Origin of the sequence: Streptomyces sp. NPDC008121 (assembly GCF_042957155.1) — a bacterium.
Taxonomy (GTDB): Bacteria; Actinomycetota; Actinomycetes; order Streptomycetales; family Streptomycetaceae; genus Streptomyces.
Map to the genome: position 1 here is coordinate 207,121 of NZ_JBIBHT010000001.1, position 17,817 is coordinate 224,937.

The following is a 17,817-nucleotide window of genomic DNA, read 5'->3' on the forward strand; positions in this document are numbered from 1 at the left end:
CCGCCGCCCGTCCGACCGCCGCCCCGTCCCTCCGACCGACCCGTCCGTCAGTCAGTCAGTCAGTCCGTCCGTCCGCAGAAGGAGCCGCAATGCCACGATCCCGCTTCAGGAGCAGAACGAGTACGGCGCTGGTCGCGGCCACCGCCGTCCTCGGCGGTCTCCTCGCCGGCGCCCTGCCGAGCGCGGCCGCCGGCACCGGGGCGCGCGCCGAGGAACCCGTACCGGTGGCCGTCGACCGGTTCGAGGGGGAGATTCCCTTCGCGAACCCGCCCGCTGAGGGCATCTTCACCTGGGGCAGCGATGCCGACGACCAGCCGACGCTGCGGATCGCGGAGCGTGCCGACGCCCCCGAAGGCGACAAGGTCCTGGAGGGCGACTACGACATCAGCGGCTGGGGCGGCCTCAGCCACGACTTCGCCTTCGACGCGCCGCCGCACGACTGGACGGCGTTCAAGGGCATCCGCTTCTGGTGGTACGGCCAGAACACGGCTCCGCTGCCGCCCGGCTCGGGCAAGCGCGTCCACTTCGAGCTCAAGGACGGCGGCGCGAACGGCGAGGCGTCCGAGCTGTGGACCACGTCGTTCACCGACGACTGGGAGGGCTGGCACCTCGTCGAGATCCCGTTCGCCGACTTCCAGTACCGCGCGGACTACCAGCCCGTCGGCGGAATCGACCAGATCCTCGGCCTGAACGAGATGTGGGGGTACGCCCTGACCCTGCCGCCCGGCTCCCCCGGCTCCTTCGCCCTCGACGGTGTGGAGGTGTACGGGAAGGCCGAACCGGCCCTGAACACCAAGGTCGTCACCGACGCCGCCGTGTACCCGGTCGCCGAGGGCGGCACCGCCCGGGTGAAGCTGACGGTCGCCACCACGGGCTCCGGACCGATCGACGAGCCCGTCACCGTCGCGTACACGACGGAGGGCGAGGGCGCGGGAGCCGAGGCGGGCCGGGACTTCACCCCGGTCGCCGGCAGCGTCACCTTCCCGGCCGGCACCCCCTCCGGCACCTCCCGGACGGTCGCCGTGGCGACCACGAAGGACGGTGCGGCCGAGGCCGCCGAGACGATCCCGCTCAGGCTGACCGTCACCGGAGCCAAGGCCCCGGCCGAGACGCCACTGGTCGTGGTGAACGCCCATGGTCTGCCGTACCTCGACAAGCGGCTGCCGGTGAAGAAGCGGGTCGCCGACCTGCTGGGGCGGATGACCCTCGCGGAGAAGGCCGGCCAGATGACGCAGGCCGAGCGCAACGCGCTGAAGTCGCAGGGCGACATCGCCTCCTACGACCTCGGTTCGCTGCTCTCCGGCGGTGGCTCCGTGCCCACGCCCAACACCCCCGAAGCCTGGGCGAAGATGGTCGACGCCTACCAGCTGCGCGCCCAGGCGACCCGCTTCCAGATCCCGCTGATCTACGGCGTCGACGCCGTGCACGGTCACAACAACGTCATCGGGTCGACGATCATGCCGCACAACATCGGCATCGGCGCCGGCCGTGACCCGCGGATCGCCGAGCGGACGGGCGCCGTCACCGCGAAGGAGGTGCGCGCCACCGGCATCCCCTGGGACTTCGCGCCCTGCCTCTGCGTGACCCGGGACGAGCGCTGGGGCCGGTCGTACGAGGCGTTCGGCGAGGACCCCGCCCTGGTGACGGCCATGGAGACCGTGATCAACGGCATGCAGGGGGCCCGGAACGGCACGGACCTCGACCGGAACGACAAGGTGCTCACCAGCGCCAAGCACTTCGTCGGTGACGGCGGCACCGCGTTCGGCTCCTCGACCACCGGCTCGTACACCATCGACCAGGGCGTCACCAAGGTCACCCGTGAGGAGCTGGAGGCGGTGCACCTCGCGCCGTTCGCCGAGGCGGTCGAGCGGGGCGCGGGCACGGTCATGCCGTCGTACTCCTCGCTGGACATCCTGGGCGACGACAGCGGCCCGGTGAAGATGCACGCCAACGCCGAGATGATCAACGGCGTGCTCAAGGACCGGATGGGCTTCGAGGGCTTCGTCATCAGCGACTGGCAGGCCATCGACCAGATCCCCGGTGACTACCCGAGCGACGTGCGCACGTCGGTCAACGCCGGGCTCGACATGATCATGGTGCCGACCAACTACCAGGACTTCACCCGGATCCTGCGGGAGGAGGTGACGGCCGGGCGGGTCAGCCGGGCCCGTGTCGACGACGCGGTCTCGCGGATCCTGACGCAGAAGTTCAGGCTCGGCCTCTTCGAGCAGCCGTACGCCGACACCACGCACCTCGGTGCGGTCGGCTCGCCCGAACACCGTGCCGTGGCGCGGGAGGCGGTCGCCGCGTCCCAGGTGCTGCTCAAGAACGACGGGGCCGCGCTGCCGCTGAAGACGTCGCAGAAGGTGTACGTCGCCGGATCGAACGCCGACGACCTCGGCAATCAGGCCGGTGGCTGGACCATCAGCTGGCAGGGCTCGTCGGGCCGGACCACCACCGGCACCACGATCCTCGAAGGGATGAGGAAGGCCGCCCCCGGCGCCCGGATCTCGTACTCCAAGGACGCGTCGGAGCCGACCGACGGCTACGACGTCGGTGTCGTCGTGGTCGGCGAGACGCCCTACGCCGAGGGCTTCGGGGACGTCGGCAACGGCCACGACCTCGAACTGTCCGCCGCCGACAAGGCCGCGGTCGACAAGGTCTGCGCCGCGATGACGTGCGCGGTCCTGGTCGTCTCCGGCCGGCCGCAGCTCATCGGCGACCGGCTGGGCGCGATCGACACGCTGGTCGCGTCCTGGCTGCCCGGCACGGAGGGCGACGGCGTGGCCGACGTCCTGTACGGCAAGCGGCCGTTCACCGGTCAGCTCCCCGTCACCTGGCCGAAGTCCGAGGCCCAGCTGCCGATCAACGTCGGTGACACCGCCTACGACCCGCAGTTCCCGTACGGGTGGGGGCTGACCACGCTCGGCAAGGCTCCGGCGGGCGGGGAGACCGCGCTGCGGGCCATCGGTGTCGCCGCCAAGGTGCTGCAGGCGACGGGCCTCGGGGGCTCGGCGCAGGGCAGGGAGCTGGTCGGCAGGGCGCGGCTGATCGTCCAGCAGAAGATCGGCCAGGACATCACGGAGGCGACGGCCAAGCCGTTCGCCGAGGCGGACCACCGGCTGCTCACCGGGGACCTGACGGGAGCCGTCGCCCGCCTGACCGCCGCCTACCGGGCCGCCTGAGCGGGCCGGAAAACTCGGAGCGGCACGGGAGGCGGGGGGTGCGGGGGGTGCGGGGCCGGGCGACCGGCCTCGTACCCCCCGCGTGTGCGGTTCCGCGCGGACGCCGCCGCTGACGGCCGGTCAGGGGAGGTGGGCGGCGATGGTCCGCGCGGAGTCCAGCGACTCGGCGCGGGTGGTGTCCACCTCCAGGTCGTAGCGCACGCCCCGGTGCACCACCTCCGACTGGAGGGCGGCCATGCCGACCGTCCGGTCGCCCCGGGCGAGCTCACGGCCGGCGGCCACCTCGGCGTCGCAGCGGACGCCGACCCACAAGGCCGGCAGCCCGCCGAGCGCCCGCAGCCAGCGCTCCTGGGAAGCCGCCCCGCCGAGGAAGACGTCGTCGACGACGATCCGGGCACCGGCCCGCGCCATCGCGGCGATCCCCTCCCGCCAGGCCGCCTCCAGCGCCGCGAACTCCGGCCCGACGCTCACCTCGCCGCCGGGGGCGAAGGCGATTCCGTCGTCGGAGCTCCGGAGGGAGGCGGGCAGGGCGTCGACGAACGCGTCGACGCCGAAGGCCAGCCAGGGGTCCGGCAGGACGGCCTGGAGGCACCGGACGATGCCGGTCTTCCCCGTGCTGGAACCGCCGTTGAGAATGATCATCCGGGTCGTCACCGCGCCACTGTAGGGGCGTGGTGACGACCGGTCGAGCGGATTTCGCGCGCGTCCGCCCACCTCTGGCGGGCGGACCGCGCCCGGGCGTCCCCAGCCGGACGGGACGTTCGCAACAGGTCCCAGGGCCTGTCCGGCGGTCTCACCGCCGGACAGGGGCGGGGTGCCGTCCGGTGCGGCGAGCGGCCCGCCGTCAGCGGGCGGACTCCGTTCCCTTCCAGGGCCAGTCGGCGTTCCGGCCCGCTTCCAGCAGCGGGACCATGCGGAACGCCGCGTCGCTCAGGCCCGCGAAGGTGTGCCGGTTGCCGCTGCCCGAGGGGGCGTGGCCCACCCGGTAGCCGGCGAGGTTCCAGGTGTAGACGGGGACGTGGTCCGGGACCTGCCGGGTCGGGTCGCCGTACCTGCTGTACGCCGCCTGTTCGTCGGTGACGATCAGGACCCGGTCGTGGCCCCGGTAGTGCGCGCGGACGGCCGCGGTGGTGTCGGTGCCGCCCAGGCTGCCGAAGCGGCCGAGGACCTTCAGGAGCGACTCGCCCTTGCCGTACCGCACGCGGGCGCTGCCGGTTCCGAACTCCACCAGGTCCGCCTCGGCGGCCCGCAGGGCGACCGCCGTGCCGAAGAGGGCCGCCGCGTCGGCCCGGTTGAGCTGCGAGCGGTCCGAGAGCCGGTCCCACATGGAGACCGAGCGGTCGACCAGGACCAGCGTCCGGCCGGGCAGCTCCGGCACGTTCGCCAGGGAGTGGCCGAGCGCCTTCTCCAGCGGGTGGGCCCAGCGCAGCGACGGCGCGTGCTGGTAGGCGGCGAGGTAGCGGAAGGGGAACTGACGCGAGGCCGCCACCACGGCCGGGTCGGAGATCCGCGCGGCGACCCGGGCCGCGACCTCGTCGCCGACTCCCGCCTGGTCGAAGTTGCGCAGGTTGCGGACGAGCGCCATGGCGCCCATCGACGGGATGACCGCCTCCCAGGCCGCGGCGTCCATCGGACCCTGCAGCCATCCCGCGAGGGCCTCCCAGGTCATCCCCGCGTCGGCGAGCCGGCGCGGTCCGTCGGGCGCCGTGACGACCGCGCGCCGATCTTCGACGGGCAGCTCCATCAGCGCCCGGTGGGCGACGAGGGTGCTCGCGGAGGCCGGGGCCACGGCGGTCTCCGGGTGGTGCCGGCGGTCCAGCGCGTAGCGGAACAGCTCGCCCTGGCCCGGCTTGTCGGGGTCGGGCGAGGCGTGGACCAGGTTGAGGACGTCGCCGAAGCGGTAGCCCTTGGAGGCGGTGTCGTACTTCAGCAGCGTTCTGGCGGTGTAGAGCCGGCGCACGGCGTCGGCGATGCCGCGCTTGACGGGCTTGGGGACGGCGCGTCCGTACGTGGAGGTCCAGTAGCCGAGCAGTTCGCCGGGCTCGTCGGCGCGCAGCAGGACGGAGGCGACGACCTGCCGGTTGGCGGGGCCGTCCTCGGCGCCCGCGTCGAGGCGTGCCTTGACGTACTCGGCCGCGCCGACGAGGGACGCGGTCCGCATGTTGCCGTCGCGCCGCAGCCAGGCGAGCAGCCCCGCGGTCCACTCCGGGTCGTCGACGGCCAGCGCGCGGACGAGCGCGCCGAAGCGGTCGTCACGGCGCGCGCCGGTCTCGTAGAAGGTCGACTGCGACACGAAGTTGGCGACCGCGAGCACGAACAGCTCGGACCGGGCGTCCCGGAGGACGCTCGCCCCGCCCTCGTGGGTGCGGGCCGGAACGGCGGTGGAGACGACGGGCGAGACGGTGCGCGTCCTGGTGGCGCGGGTGTTGAAACGAGCCATGGCGAATTCCCCCGAATTCGGACGGGCCCGGGGACACAGCGGCGGGAGTGAGCGAGGGTGCCCGAGATCAGGAGTCGGCAACGGTCCATATAACTGCTGCTCTACCGATTGAGCTACACGCCCGGAGGCGCGGCGGGACTTGAACCCGCAACCGGCGGTTCCCCATGAAGTATCCGTTGCCTGCGCACCGGGCACCCTCGTCGACTGCTGTGCCTCCCGAGATCAGAAGTGGCTGCGGCCTGAGTTCATGGAATGAAGGAGCCGCCGCCTGCGCACCGGGAGGTGCGTGCTGTCGTGATGTCGTGGCGTCCGGGGTGCCGCTGGGTGTCGCACCCGGACGTGATCACTGTAGGAGGGCGCCGCACCGCCGCGCCAAGGGTTTTCGCGCAGGCGGGCCGGGCGGGGCGGGCGGAGACCGGGGCCCTTGCCGATGACGGGGACGGGGACGTACCAAACGCTTGCTATGTACGATGGCGGCATGCCCCCTGCTCGTGGAGACCATGACGCCCGTCGACGCGATGTCTCCGAGGCCGTCTGGCGCGTCCTCGCCGACCGGGGCTTCGGCGGGCTGACCCTGCGGGCGGTGGCCGGCGAGATGGGCGCGACGACCGGGCTGCTCACCCACTACTTCCCGAGCAAGCGGGCTCTGCTCCGGACCGCCCTGGAGGTGCTCGCCGAGCGGTCCGAGCGGCGGCCGCGCCGCACGGCCTCGGGCCAGGGCCTCGCCGCCCTGCGCGCGGCGCTGCTCGACATCCTGCCGCTCACGCCCGAGGCGGCCGCCGCCAACCGGATCTGGGTGGCCTCATGGGACATCGCGCTCGCCGATCCCGAACTCGCCTACGAGCACGCGGAGCGCTACCGCCGTTCCCGGACCCGGCTCACCGGGCACGTCGCGGACGCCCAGCGGCTCGGCGAACTCCCCGCCGGGTCCTCGGCCGAGGATCTGGCGGCGGCCGCGCAGAGTTTCGCCCTCGGCCTGGTCGTCCAGGCGCTCTTCGCGCCGGCGGAGCTGCCCCCGGAGCGGCAGGTCCGGCTGCTGGACGACTGGCTGGCGGGCGTTCGCGTATCCGCGGAGACGGCCGGGCCGCCTCCGCCCTGAAGGGGTGACGGAAGCGGCCGCCGGGACAGCCGCCCGCGCTTTCCGCCGGTGACGACGGCGGCCTCGCGCGCGGCCGCCGCCTTCAGGTCGCGGGTCCGGGGGCCGGCACGGGCCCGGGCAGCGGGCCGGGCCTCGGGTGCGGGTCGGGGCGTGGGGCCGGCGGCGGCTCGGGATCGGGCTCGGGCCGGGGCGGCGTCGGAGGCACCGGGTCGGGCCCGCCGGGGCCGGGCACCGGTCCGGGGACAGGACCCGGCTCGGGTCCTGGGCCCGGCCCCGGCGAGGGCGTGGGGCTCGGTGGTACGGGATCGGTGGGAGGAGTACCCATGACACCACCTGGTCGTCGTGGTCGGTCGACCCTCGTCCTGTACGGGGTCGAGGTGATGAGCGTCGCCTACCCGACGCTTCTCCGCCGACACCCGGCGAGAGACCGGACGGGTGAACGGCGGTCACCCCGGACACCCCCTCGGGGTCCCCTCCCGACGTCGCCTTCGGCGCGCGGACGCGGGCCGGGAGAGGTGAGATGGGAGTACCGGGGGCTCACGGGCGGCCGATCCGGTTCCGCCGGCCCTCCGGGGCGAGGAGGCCGATCCTGATGTCCAGCACTGTGAGGGACATGATCGCCACGTACCCGGCCGACCTGGGCGGCATCGACCAGGCCAAGCTCACCCGCTGCATCGAGGAGTGCGTCGCCTGCGCCCAGGCGTGTACCGCCTGCGCGGACGCCTGTCTCTCCGAGGGCATGGTGGGCGACCTGACGAAGTGCATCCGTACGGACATGGACTGCGCCGACATCTGCACGGCGACGGCCTCCGTCCTCTCCCGTCACACGGGGTACGACGCCCACATCACCGCCGCGATCCTCCAGGCGTGCGCCGTGGCCTGCAAGGCCTGCGGCGACGAATGCGCGTCCCACGCCGACCTCCACGAGCACTGCCGCGTGTGCGCCGAGGCGTGCCGCTCGTGCGAACAGGCCTGCGCGGATCTCATGGCTTCCCTGGGCTAGAAGCCTGGGCCGGGAGCCCTCGCGGGAGGGTCCGCGGCCGGAGGAAAAGCACGGCCGGCGGGCGGGCCCGGGTGGGGGCGCCGCCCGGCGGGCTTCGGGACGCGCGTTACGCGGCCTCGTACTGGTGCGGGTGGCCGCCACGCCATTCGACCTGCCGGTCGTCGCCGACGAGGGACTCCGGGTCCTCGATGCCGGCGCCGCGGGCGAGCTCGATGAGATCCCAGTCGTCATAGGCGATACCGAGGATGGTGCCGTGCGTCGTCACTCGCCGTCCGCCCGTCGGGGAGAGCCTGTGCACCGTGATCAGGGCTTTCATGGTGAGCTGGTGCCCCCGCGCGACGCCGCTATGCACTCCGGGACGATCTTGATTCGGCGCGGGGATGCGGCGGCGCCGGGGAGGGAAGACGGGGGCACGGGACTGGAGGGATGGATTCCGGGTACCCGCGCCCCGTGACACCGGATCACGAGGAAGAGCGCAAACAGAGCGACCCCTCCGGAGACTCCATGGACGAGGTGGCGAGCCGCCTGCTCCGGGAGATGGGAGAGGCCGCGGTACGCCTGCGCCGTGGAGCCGCCCGGTTCGGGCAGGAGCCGCCGCCGGACGACCACGACGACAACCGCGCACGGTAGCTCCGCCCCGCGGGGGCGGCGCCACGCGGGAAGGAGCGGATGATGCCCCACGACGAAGCCGACCGGACCGACGGCGACCCGGCGTCGCCTGACATCGAGGGGCGCGGCGACGACGTGTACCAGCCGACCCACTCCGACGTCGGCAACCGTCCCACCGACGACCTCGATCTGCAGAACGCCATCGGAGCCGAGGAACTCGACGTCACCCTCGACCAGGGCTACGCCCCGCCCGACCGGCCGCACGCCGTCACCCGTCACGGCACGACCGGCCGCGAGCAGAGCGAGGGCGAGTCGCTGGACGCGCGTCTGGCCCAGGAACTGCCCGACACCCAGCCCCCAGCGGGTGACGGGATCGGCGATCTCCCGGGCGGCGAGGGCGAGCCCGTGGACCGGGAGTCCGGCGCCACGCGCGCGGGTCGCCTGGTGCCGGTGGTCGAGCCGGCACCCGGCCGGAGCGTCGGCGTACTGGCCCGGGATGTCGGCATCGACGGCGGAGCCGCCGCGGCCGAGGAGGCCGCGATGCACGTGGACACCGGTATCGAGGCCGAGGACGGCGAAGCGTAGCCCCGGCGATACGGCGGGAAGCGCCGGGTGGGCCCTTCCCGCCGTATCGCCGTGCGGGTCCGGCGACGGCTCCGCCGGCTCCGCGACCGGGCTCGGGCCGTCCGTCGTCAACGCTTCTTTCCGGACGGCGACTTGCGGAAGGCCAGCAGCTCCTGGACCTTCGCCTTCACTCCCTGCTTGACGACCGCGGCCCGGTCGCTGTCCCCCTGGAGAACGGCCTGGGTGGCCGCCTCGATCTGGTCGGGCGAGGCGTGGGGCGGGATGGGCGGTACGGCGGGGTCGGTGAGGAAGTCGAGGACGCAGGGCCGGTCCTGGGCCAGCGCCCACTCCCACGCGCCCCGCACGTCGTCGGGCTTCTCCACGCGCCGGCCGCCCAGCCCGATGGACCGGGCGAAGTCGGCGTACGGCACGTCGGGCAGCGCCTGGGAGGGCAGGAACTGCGGTGCGCCGCTCATCGCCCGCATCTCCCAGGTGACCTGGTTGAGGTCGCGGTTGTTGAGGACGGCGACGACCAGTCGCGGATCGTCCCACTCCTGCCAGTATTTGGCGGCGCTGACGAGTTCGGCCATGCCGTTCATCTGCATGGCGCCGTCTCCGACGAGCGCCACGACGGGCCGGCCGGGGTGGGCGAACTTGGCACCGAGCGCGTACGGCACGGCGCACCCCATGGTGGCGAGCGTGCCCGACAGCGAGCCCCGCATCGTGCCGCGGAACGTCAGGTGGCGGGCGTACCAGTTGGCCGAGGAGCCGGAGTCGGCGGTCACGATGGCGTCGTCGGGGAGCAGCGGGTCGAGGGCGTGGACGACGTACTCCGGGTTGACGGGGTCGGCCTCCACGGCTGCCCGGCGCTCCATGACCTCCGCCCAGTGGGCGATGTTCTTCTCGGTCTTCTCGCGCCACTTCCGGCTCTTCTTGCGGTGGAGCAGCGGCAGGAGCCGGGTCAGGGTCGCCTTGGCGTCGCCCACCAGATTGACCTCGAACGGATAGCGCAGTCCGATCATGAACGGATCGATGTCGATCTGTACCGACCGCGCCTGATCGAACTCCGGCAGGAACTGGGTGTACGGGAAGCTGGAGCCGATCACCAGGAGGGTGTCGCAGTCCCGCATCAGTTCATAGCTGGGCCTGGTCCCGAGGAGGCCGATCGCCCCGGTGACGTACGGGAGGTCGTCGGGCAGCGCGTCTTTGCCGAGCAGGGCCTTGGCCACTCCGGCGCCGAGCGTCTCGGCCACCATCTCGACCTCCGGCCGCGCCCCGCGCGCTCCCTGGCCGATGAGCACGGCGACCCGTTCCCCCGCGTTCAGGATCTCGGCCGCGCGGGCCAGGTCCTCGTCGCCGGGCAGCGGGGCGTAGGAGGCGCCCCCGAGGCTGGAGGGCACCATCTTGAAGGCGTGCTCGGGCGGGGAGTAGTCGAGTTCCTGCACGTCGGCGGGGATGATGACGGCGGTGACGGTCCGCTTGGCGGTGGCCGTCCGCATCGCGCGGTCGATGACGTTCGGCAGCTGCTCCGGCACGGTGACCGTCTCGCAGTAGTCCGCGGCGACGTCCTTGAAGAGGCTGTGGAGGTCGACCTCCTGCATGTAGGAGCCGCCCATGGCGCTGCGGTTGGTCTGCCCCACGATCGCCACCACCGGGACGTGGTCGAGCTTGGCGTCGTAGAGGCCGTTGAGCAGATGGATGGCGCCGGGGCCCGAGGTCGCCACGCAGACGCCGGTGCGGCCGGAGAACTTGGCGTAGCCCACCGCCTGGAGCGCGGCCGTCTCCTCGTGCCGGGCCTGGACGAACCTGGGGCGGTCGTCGGCTCGGCCCCAGGCGGCGAGCAGGCCGTTGATGCCGTCGCCCGCGTAGCCGAAGACCTGTTCCACGTCCCAGGCGCGCAGCCGTCGCAGCACGTAGTCGGACACCTTCATCGACACGGAAATCCTCTCCCTCACTCGGTGGATCCCCCTCCCCCTCGTCTCCTGCTCCCAGTTCCGCTTCGGACTCCCCCACGGCCCGGGCCGCTCGCCCCGCTCCCGGGTTCCGGTGTGCCCTCAGCGGCGGAGGGCCGCGAGGCGTCGGCGGGCCGGAGCGAGGGAGCGGCCGCGGCGCGGGGCGTCCCGCCAGGGGTCCTCCGCGAGCAGCTCCTCGATGTCGGCCAGCCGGCGGTGGTCCGCGGTGAGTTCCGCGGATTCGACGTCGTCCCAGGTGACGGGGGCGGCGACGGGAGCGCCGGGGCGGGCGCGTACGGCATAGGGCGCCACGGCGGTCTGGGCGTACGCGTTGCGCTGGATGTCGAGGTACAACCGGTCCCCGCGTGCCTTCTTCCGGGCCTCCGTGGTGAGGGTGTCGGGGTGTCGGGCCGCGAGGAGTCCGGTGAGGTCGCGGGCGAACGCGCGGACGTCGTCGAAGGGGGCGCGGCGGTCCAGCGGCACGATGACGTGCAGGCCCCGCGAGCCCGTCGTCATGACGGAGGACGGCAGGTCGACCTCCTCCAGGAGGGTGTGCAGCTGCCGGGCCGCTTCCCGCACGAGGGCGAAGTCGTCGCCGGAGGGGTCGAGGTCGAAGACCAGCCGGTCGGGGTGGTCCGGCCGGTCGGCCTTGGACAGGAAGCGGTGCGGGGTGATGCACGCCTGCCCGGCGAGATAGACCAGGGTGGCGGTGTCGTCGCAGAGCACATAGGTGACCGAGCCGTCGGACTTGGGCAGTTCGGCGTGGTGCACCCAGTCGGGGAAGTGGTCGGGCAGGTCCTTCTGCATGAACGCCCCGCCGTCGATCCCGTCGGGGTGACGCTCCAGCATCAGCGGCCGCCCGCGCAGATGCGGCAGCATCCGCGGGGCGATCCGGCGGTAGTAGGCGACGAGGTCGGCCTTGGTGAGGCCGTCGTCGGGGAACAGCGGCTTCTCGGGACGGCTGTACTCGACGGCGTGCCCGCCGATCCGGATGCTCTTCTTCGCGCCGGTCATCGCCCTCCTCCGTCGGTGCGGTGCAAGGTGGTCGTCCCGCCCGGTCCGCCGTCGGTGCGGTGCCAGGTCGTCGTCCCGCCCGGTCCGCCCGGTCCGCCCGCCGTCAGCGCGCCGGGGTCGCCCGGATGACGACCAGTTCCTCGGTGCGCAGACCGGTGGCGACCAGGCCCCGGTCCTCGAACCACCGGGCCCGCGCCGACATCACCGGACCGAAGGGCTGCGCGCGGCTGCGGACGACGTCGGCGCCCAGGCCGGCGCGGCGCAGCGCGTCCAGCGTCGCCGTGACGCCCGAGAGCGAGGACTGGACGAGCAGCAGGACCCCGGTCGGGGACAGGAGGACGGGTGCCTGCCGGCAGATGCGGTCGAGGAGCAGGCGCCCGTCGTGGCCCGCGTCCCAGGCGCGGTCCAGGCCGCGCGTGGGCACCTCGGGGTTCTCGGCCGGTACGTACGGCGGGTTGGCGGTGATCAGGTCGAACCGCTCCCCCGCCACCGGCTCGCCCAGGTCCCCCCGGCGCAGCCGGATCCGGCAGCCGTGCAGTCGTGCGTTGACCCAGGCCGTCGCGACGGCCTTGTGCGAGACGTCGACGGCGGTGGCGGCGGTACCGCGGCGGGCGGCGGCGATGGCGAGGACGCCGGTGCCGGTGCACAGGTCCAGCGAACGGGTGCCCGACGGCACCTCCTCGCCGGCCAGGCCCTCCAGCAGCAGTTCCGTGTCTCCCTGGGGGGCGTACACGCCCGGAGGCTTGATCATGCGCATGAACCGCAGGTGCCCGCACGGCGGGTTTCCACTCCTGACGGATCGGCGACGATTTCTCCCCTGGTGAAGGGGTAGCCGCGCCGGAAGGCGACACCACGCGGAGGAGGCGACCGAGGATGACCCGTGCAGCCCTGTTCGACGTCGACGGCACCCTGACCGACACCAACCATCTGCACGTCACGGCATGGTGGGAGGCGTTCCGCCAGGCGGGCCACGACGTCCCCATGCACGCCATCCACCGGTCCATCGGGCTCGGCGGCGAGGACCTCATCGCCCGGCTGCTGGGCGACGACCGCGACACGGCGGAGGATTCCGCCATCAGCGCCGCGCACAAGACGCTGTACGCCACCTACTTCGACCGGCTGCCGGCCATGGACTCCGCGGGGACGCTGCTGCGGACGGTGGCCGCGCAGGGCTGGACGGTCGTCCTGGTCACCTCGGCGAGCGGACGCGAGCTGGAGGCGCTGCGCCGGGCCGTCGACGCGGACGACGTGATCGCGCGGACGGCGAGCTCCGACGACGTCGAGGACGGCAAGCCGGCGCCCGAGCCCGTACGCCACGCCCTGGACCTGGTCGGCGGAGAGCCGGAGCGGGCCGTCCTGGTCGGGGACACCGTGTGGGACATGAAGGCGGGGACCCGCGCGGGGGTCTCCTGCGTCGGGCTGCTGTGCGGCGGCATCCCGGCCGACGATCTGCGGGCCGCCGGGGCCGGCGCCGTGTACGCGGACCCCGCGGAGCTGCTCGCCCGGCTGGCGGAGAGCCCGCTGGCACCGGAGTGAACCCCGCCCCGGGCGCCCGCGCCCCGGCCCGCCCGGCACGCATTCTCCGGGCGTTTCCGGGCAAGCGCGCCGCATGAACGAACTCTCCGCTCCCCATGGCTCCCACTGGATGCGGACGGCGGCGATCCCCGCGTATCCGCCGCTGACCGCCGACACCGAGGCCGATGTGGCGGTGATCGGGGCGGGCGTCGCCGGGCTCAGCGTGGCCTGGGAGCTCAGCCGCGCGGGCCTGTCCGTGGTCGTCCTGGAGGCGCACCGGATCGCGGCCGGCGTCACCGGTCACACCACCGGCAAGCTGTCCGCCCTGCACACCCTCGTCTATGCCGAGCTGCGCGCGTCGCGAGGCGCGGAGGCGGCCCGCGCGTACGCCGGCTCCCAGATGGCCGCCCTGCGCCACGTGGGCGACGTGGCCGCCGAGCTGGGGATCGACTGCGAGCTGGAGGAGCGGCCAGCCCTGACCTACTGCGAGGACCCGGACGGCGTCGAGGAGCTGCGCGCCGAGGCCGAGGCCGCCCGGGAGGCGGGCCTCGACGCCTCCTTCACGACCGAGACGGGTCTGCCGTACCCCGTCGCGGGGGCGGTGCGCGTCGAGGGTCAGGCCCAGTTCCACGTACGGAAGTACCTCCGGGGGCTGGCCGACGACCTGACGGCGCGTGGCGGGCGGATCCACGAGGAGACCCGCGTCGTGGGCCTGCACCGGGGCGAGCCCTGCCGGCTGACGACGGAGTCCGGTGCCACGGTCACCGCGCGGGACGTGGTCGTCGCCACCCACCACCCGGTTTTCGACCGGGGGATGCTCACCACCCGTCTCACCCAGCACCGGGATCTGGTGGTGGCGGGGCCGCTTCCCGCGGGCCAGGATCCCGCCGGCATGTACATCACCCGCGAACAGGGGAAACGTTCCGTCCGCACGGCCCCGTACGGCGACGGCAGGCTCCTGATCGTGACCGGTGAGGCCTTCACGCCGGGCACGGAACCGGACACCGAGGAGCGCTACCGCCGGCTGGAGGGGTGGACGCGCGAGCGGTTCCCCGGCGTGGAGATCAGTCACCGCTGGGCGGCCCAGGACAACGCCGCGACCGACACCGTGCCGCTCATCGGCCCGCTGCACCACGGCGACGGCCATGTGTACGTGGTGACGGGCTTCGGCGGCTGGGGCATGGCCGGCGGCGTGCTCGCCGGCCTGCTGCTCGGCTCTCTGTTGGGGGACGCCCCGGCGGAGCCGGAGTGGGTCGAGCTGTACGACCCGCGCCGGCCCGCCACCGTGGCGCGCTCGGCGCCATCCGTGCTCAAGGCCCAGTGGGACGCGGGCAAGCACTTCGTCAAGGACCGGCTGGACACGCTCGGCTCCGGTGCGGGGCGCACGGTGGCCGACGTGGCTCCCGGCTCGGGCGAGGTGCTGCGGCTCGGAGGCCACCCGTGCGCGGTGTTCCGGGAGGACGGCGGGACCGTGCACGCCGTGTCGGCGGTCTGTACGCACCTGGGGTGCCTGGTGGCCTTCAACGACGCCGAACGGACCTGGGAGTGCCCGTGCCACGGCTCCCGTTTCGACGTCGACGGAGAGGTCCTGCAAGGACCGGCCCTGAAGCCCCTGGAACGGCGGGATCCGGAGGAGTGACCGGGCGGCCGGGAGACCCGCACGGCGGGACGGCGTACGGCCCCGCGGGGTTGAACCCCTCATCCACGGGAAGGCGCATTTTGCCCGGGTTTGCCAGGCTGTGAGTGCGGTCCTGGCGCCCGGCGCACCGCCGTTTTCCGTGTGAGTCGAGGAGGAGTTTCCGTGAGCATGGTGAAGGAGTCCATCGAGGTGGATGTGCCGGTACGGCACGTGTACAACCAGTGGGCCCAGTTCGAGGAGTTCCCGAGCTTCATGGAGGGGGTCGAGGACGTCCGGCAGGTGGACGACCGGCTGTGTCACTGGAAGACGAAGGTGGCGGGGGTGCGGCGGGAGTTCGACACGGAGATCGTGGACCAGTTGCCGGACGAGCGGATCTCGTGGCGGACGGTGGGCGGTGACAGCCGGCAGAAGGGTGTGGTGACCTTCCAGCGGCTGGACGATGCGCACACCCGGGTGAGTCTGGCCATGGACTTCGAGCCGGAAGGCGTGGCGGAGAAGGCCGGTGACGCCATGGGCGTCCTCGACCGGCGGGTCAAGGGCGATCTGAAGCGGTTCAAGGGCTTCATCGAGGAGCGGGGCCGGGAGACCGGTGGCTGGCGTGGGCGCATCGCCCCCGGCCAGACCGCCACCGGCACGGGCACCGCAGACGCCGCCACGGGCACCGGAGTTCCCGCCACCGGTACGAGCAGCGGGACCGGGACGATGGGCGTGCCCGCCGCCGGGAACCCCGGGCCCGGCCGTCCTATGCCGGGGCCCGGCTCGGACCTGCCGGTCGACCCGGACGACATGCGGCACGGCTGACGGGGCACCGCGGGCGGGATCCGCCGCCGGCCGCAGGGCCGGGCGGGATCCCGCTCCCCCGCGTCCCACCCGCCCGGCGCGGCACCACGGCGGGACCGGTCCGGCACGGGATTCTGGGGGTCGTCCGGCCGACGGGCGTCACCCCCACCCCCACTACCCCCGAGGTAGTCATGAACTTTCCTCTGCCCGACGACGTGACCGAGCTCAAGGCGGTCATCGGGCGCGAGATCGCCGCCCTGCGCGCCGACGTACGGCGCAAGACGGGGGCGCGCCAGCCTCCGCCGCTGGCCCAGGACCGCGCCTCCCCGCTGCAGAGCACGGCCGTCCTTCCCCGGAGGGCCGACGCCTCGCTCTCCCCGTCCTGCGTGTGCGGCAAGCAGGAGGACGGCAGGCCCGTCGGCGTGGACGACGAGGAGCACGATCCCTGGTCGTGCATCTGCGCCACCCTGCCCGCGATCCCCGTGTCGGCGGCGCTCCTCGCCCCGGTGCGCGACGACGACGGCGGCGTCGTGGACTTCGTCATCCGGGCCGGGAACCACATCCGGTCGGCGGAGTGGCTGGAGGCGCCGGCCCATCAGGTGGGCCAGCGGTTCATGGAGGCACGGCCCGGCGCCGCCGCGAGCGGTCTGCTCGCGGCGCTCAGCGAGACCCTCACCACCGGGCTCCCCATGGAGAGCGTGGTCGTGGACTACACCGAGGAACGGCTCGGCCGCCTCCACCGCGCCCAGCTGCTCTACTGCGCCGCCTCCTGCGGCGGCCAGCTGGTCGCCACCTGGCGCCCGGTCCGCAGCCAGGCGGAGCTGCTGACCGTGGACGCCCAGCACCTCGCGTCGATGGGCTGGGGCCACTGGGACCTGCTGTCGGGCAAGGTGACGTGGTCCGAGGGGCTGAGCCGGATCTTCCGTACGGACCTGAACATGCCGTGGTCGCTGGAGGAGCTCTGCGACGCGCTGCTCCCCGCGGACACCACGGCCTTCGCCGAGTTCATCACGGCCGTCCTCGCCGGGGAGGAGCCCGCGTGGACCCGGATCCGCTTCCTGGTCCTCGGAGAGGTGCGGACCCTCGACCTGCTGGGCCGGCCGGTCGCCGGGACGGACGGGCGGCCGTGGGCCGTGCACCTCGTCGCCCGCGACCTCACGCCGCAGATGCGCAGCCGCCGTCGGCTGGTGGAGACGGAGCGGGAGACGGAACGCCTGCGGCAGCAGGCGGAGGCGGAGCGCGAGGTCGCCGGGATGCTCCGGGAGGCGCTGCTGCCCACCCACTCGGAGCAGCTGGCCGCCGTCGGTCTGACGGTGGCGGCGGCGTACCAGCCCTCCGAGGTCGACTCGGCCGTCGGGGGCGACTGGTACAAGTGCCGTCTCCTTCCCGACGGGCGGGTGCTGGTCGCGATGGGCGACGCCTGCGGACACGGGCTGGAGGCCGTGGCCCGGATGGCGCAGCAGCGTCACGCGCTGGCGGGTCTGGCGCAGACCGGCGCCCCGGCCGGGGAGATCATGACCTGGCTGAACGAGCTGGTGTGCAGCGATCCGTCGGGCCAGACGGCCACGGCGATCGCCGGCCACCTCGACGCCGACCGGGTCCTGCACTGGGCCGACGCGGGGCACCCGGCGCCGGTGGTGCGCCGCGAGGGCCGCGCCTTCCCGCTCGCCACCGAGCAGCGGGGGCCGCTGCTCGGGGCGTTGCCGGGGTACGCGTACGAGACGTCGGCGTACCCGCTGCAACGCGGTGACCTGCTGCTGATGTACACGGACGGCATGGTGGAGCGGCGCGGCGAGGACATCACGGAGGGCATCGACCGGCTCGTGCGGACGGTGGGGGACGCGGCGGGGCTCACCCCGCAACAGACCATCGACCGGCTGGTCGAGGACCACGCCCGCTCGGGGCACGACGACGACGCGTGCCTGCTGGCGATCCGGGTCGACTGACATACGACCGACGGATCGGGGGAAGGGAAGCCCCCCAGGGTATTCACCACCACAAACCATGACAGAAAGGC

General features: G+C 73.5%; 14 protein-coding genes and 1 pseudogene. 9 read left to right on the forward strand and 6 right to left on the reverse strand.

Features of this window, described 5'->3' with window-relative positions:
• Positions 1–89 precede the first annotated feature (89 nt).
• Complete coding sequence (locus ACFZBD_RS00900) at positions 90–3,185, forward strand: glycoside hydrolase family 3 N-terminal domain-containing protein (protein WP_391133168.1); 3,096 nt, start codon at positions 90–92, stop codon at positions 3,183–3,185.
• Between the two features lie 120 nt (positions 3,186–3,305).
• On the opposite strand, the gene cpt is transcribed toward ACFZBD_RS00900, so the two are convergent.
• Positions 3,306–3,827 carry a chloramphenicol phosphotransferase CPT gene (gene cpt, locus ACFZBD_RS00905; protein WP_391135844.1) on the reverse strand — a complete coding sequence of 174 codons (522 nt, stop codon included), beginning with the start codon at positions 3,825–3,827 and terminating at the stop codon, positions 3,306–3,308.
• A 202-nt stretch (positions 3,828–4,029) separates the two neighbouring features.
• A complete protein-coding gene (locus ACFZBD_RS00910) occupies positions 4,030–5,625 on the reverse strand; it encodes a TROVE domain-containing protein (protein ID WP_391133171.1) in 1,596 nt (531 codons plus the stop codon).
• Positions 5,626–6,103: 478 nt separating this feature from the next.
• Here ACFZBD_RS00910 and ACFZBD_RS00915 point away from each other — a divergent pair, with 478 nt between their 5' ends.
• Positions 6,104–6,724 carry a TetR family transcriptional regulator C-terminal domain-containing protein gene (locus ACFZBD_RS00915; RefSeq protein WP_391133174.1) on the forward strand — a complete coding sequence of 207 codons (621 nt, stop codon included), beginning with the start codon at positions 6,104–6,106 and terminating at the stop codon, positions 6,722–6,724.
• Positions 6,725–7,316: 592 nt separating this feature from the next.
• Complete coding sequence (locus ACFZBD_RS00920; RefSeq protein WP_391133177.1) at positions 7,317–7,727, forward strand: four-helix bundle copper-binding protein; 411 nt, start codon at positions 7,317–7,319, stop codon at positions 7,725–7,727.
• Positions 7,728–7,833: 106 nt separating this feature from the next.
• On the opposite strand, the gene ACFZBD_RS00925 is transcribed toward ACFZBD_RS00920, so the two are convergent.
• On the reverse strand, positions 7,834–8,043 hold the full coding sequence (locus ACFZBD_RS00925) for a hypothetical protein (protein WP_391133180.1): 210 nt from the start codon (positions 8,041–8,043) through the stop codon (positions 7,834–7,836).
• A 134-nt stretch (positions 8,044–8,177) separates the two neighbouring features.
• Between ACFZBD_RS00925 and ACFZBD_RS00930 the strand changes: the two genes are divergently transcribed.
• Together ACFZBD_RS00930 and ACFZBD_RS00935 are read left to right on the forward strand one after the other, a co-directional pair.
• Positions 8,178–8,357: a hypothetical protein gene (locus ACFZBD_RS00930; protein WP_391133183.1), complete on the forward strand. Its 180-nt coding sequence runs from the start codon at positions 8,178–8,180 to the stop codon at positions 8,355–8,357.
• 42 nt (positions 8,358–8,399) lie between these two features.
• Positions 8,400–8,921, forward strand: a complete 522-nt coding sequence (locus ACFZBD_RS00935) for a DUF5709 domain-containing protein (RefSeq protein ID WP_391133185.1) — start codon at positions 8,400–8,402, stop codon at positions 8,919–8,921.
• A 107-nt stretch (positions 8,922–9,028) separates the two neighbouring features.
• Here the strand turns inward: ACFZBD_RS00935 and ACFZBD_RS00940 are convergent, their stop codons facing one another.
• The 3 genes from ACFZBD_RS00940 to ACFZBD_RS00950 all read right to left on the reverse strand — a co-directional run bounded on the left by ACFZBD_RS00940 (position 9,029) and on the right by ACFZBD_RS00950 (position 12,617).
• Entirely contained in the window at positions 9,029–10,831 is a 1,803-nt protein-coding gene (locus ACFZBD_RS00940; protein WP_391135846.1) for a thiamine pyrophosphate-requiring protein, read from the reverse strand.
• A 123-nt stretch (positions 10,832–10,954) separates the two neighbouring features.
• Positions 10,955–11,866 carry a non-homologous end-joining DNA ligase gene (gene ligD, locus ACFZBD_RS00945; protein ID WP_391133188.1) on the reverse strand — a complete coding sequence of 304 codons (912 nt, stop codon included), beginning with the start codon at positions 11,864–11,866 and terminating at the stop codon, positions 10,955–10,957.
• Positions 11,867–11,969: 103 nt separating this feature from the next.
• A complete protein-coding gene (locus ACFZBD_RS00950; protein WP_391133191.1) occupies positions 11,970–12,617 on the reverse strand; it encodes a HemK2/MTQ2 family protein methyltransferase in 648 nt (215 codons plus the stop codon).
• Positions 12,618–12,739: 122 nt separating this feature from the next.
• Here ACFZBD_RS00950 and ACFZBD_RS00955 point away from each other — a divergent pair, with 122 nt between their 5' ends.
• From ACFZBD_RS00955 to ACFZBD_RS00970, 4 genes and pseudogenes are all read left to right on the forward strand, one after another.
• Positions 12,740–13,402, forward strand: coding sequence for an HAD-IA family hydrolase (locus tag ACFZBD_RS00955; RefSeq protein ID WP_391133194.1), 663 nt, complete (start codon positions 12,740–12,742; stop codon positions 13,400–13,402).
• Positions 13,403–13,475: 73 nt separating this feature from the next.
• The gene (locus tag ACFZBD_RS00960) at positions 13,476–15,020 is read left to right on the forward strand and encodes an FAD-dependent oxidoreductase (protein WP_391133197.1); all 1,545 of its coding nucleotides are present in this window, start codon (positions 13,476–13,478) and stop codon (positions 15,018–15,020) included.
• A 162-nt stretch (positions 15,021–15,182) separates the two neighbouring features.
• Positions 15,183–15,650, forward strand: a pseudogene (locus ACFZBD_RS00965) (SRPBCC family protein); the annotation flags it as partial.
• A gap of 341 nt (positions 15,651–15,991) precedes the next feature.
• Positions 15,992–17,746, forward strand: coding sequence for a SpoIIE family protein phosphatase (locus ACFZBD_RS00970; protein ID WP_391133200.1), 1,755 nt, complete (start codon positions 15,992–15,994; stop codon positions 17,744–17,746).
• Positions 17,747–17,817: the final 71 nt, after the last annotated feature.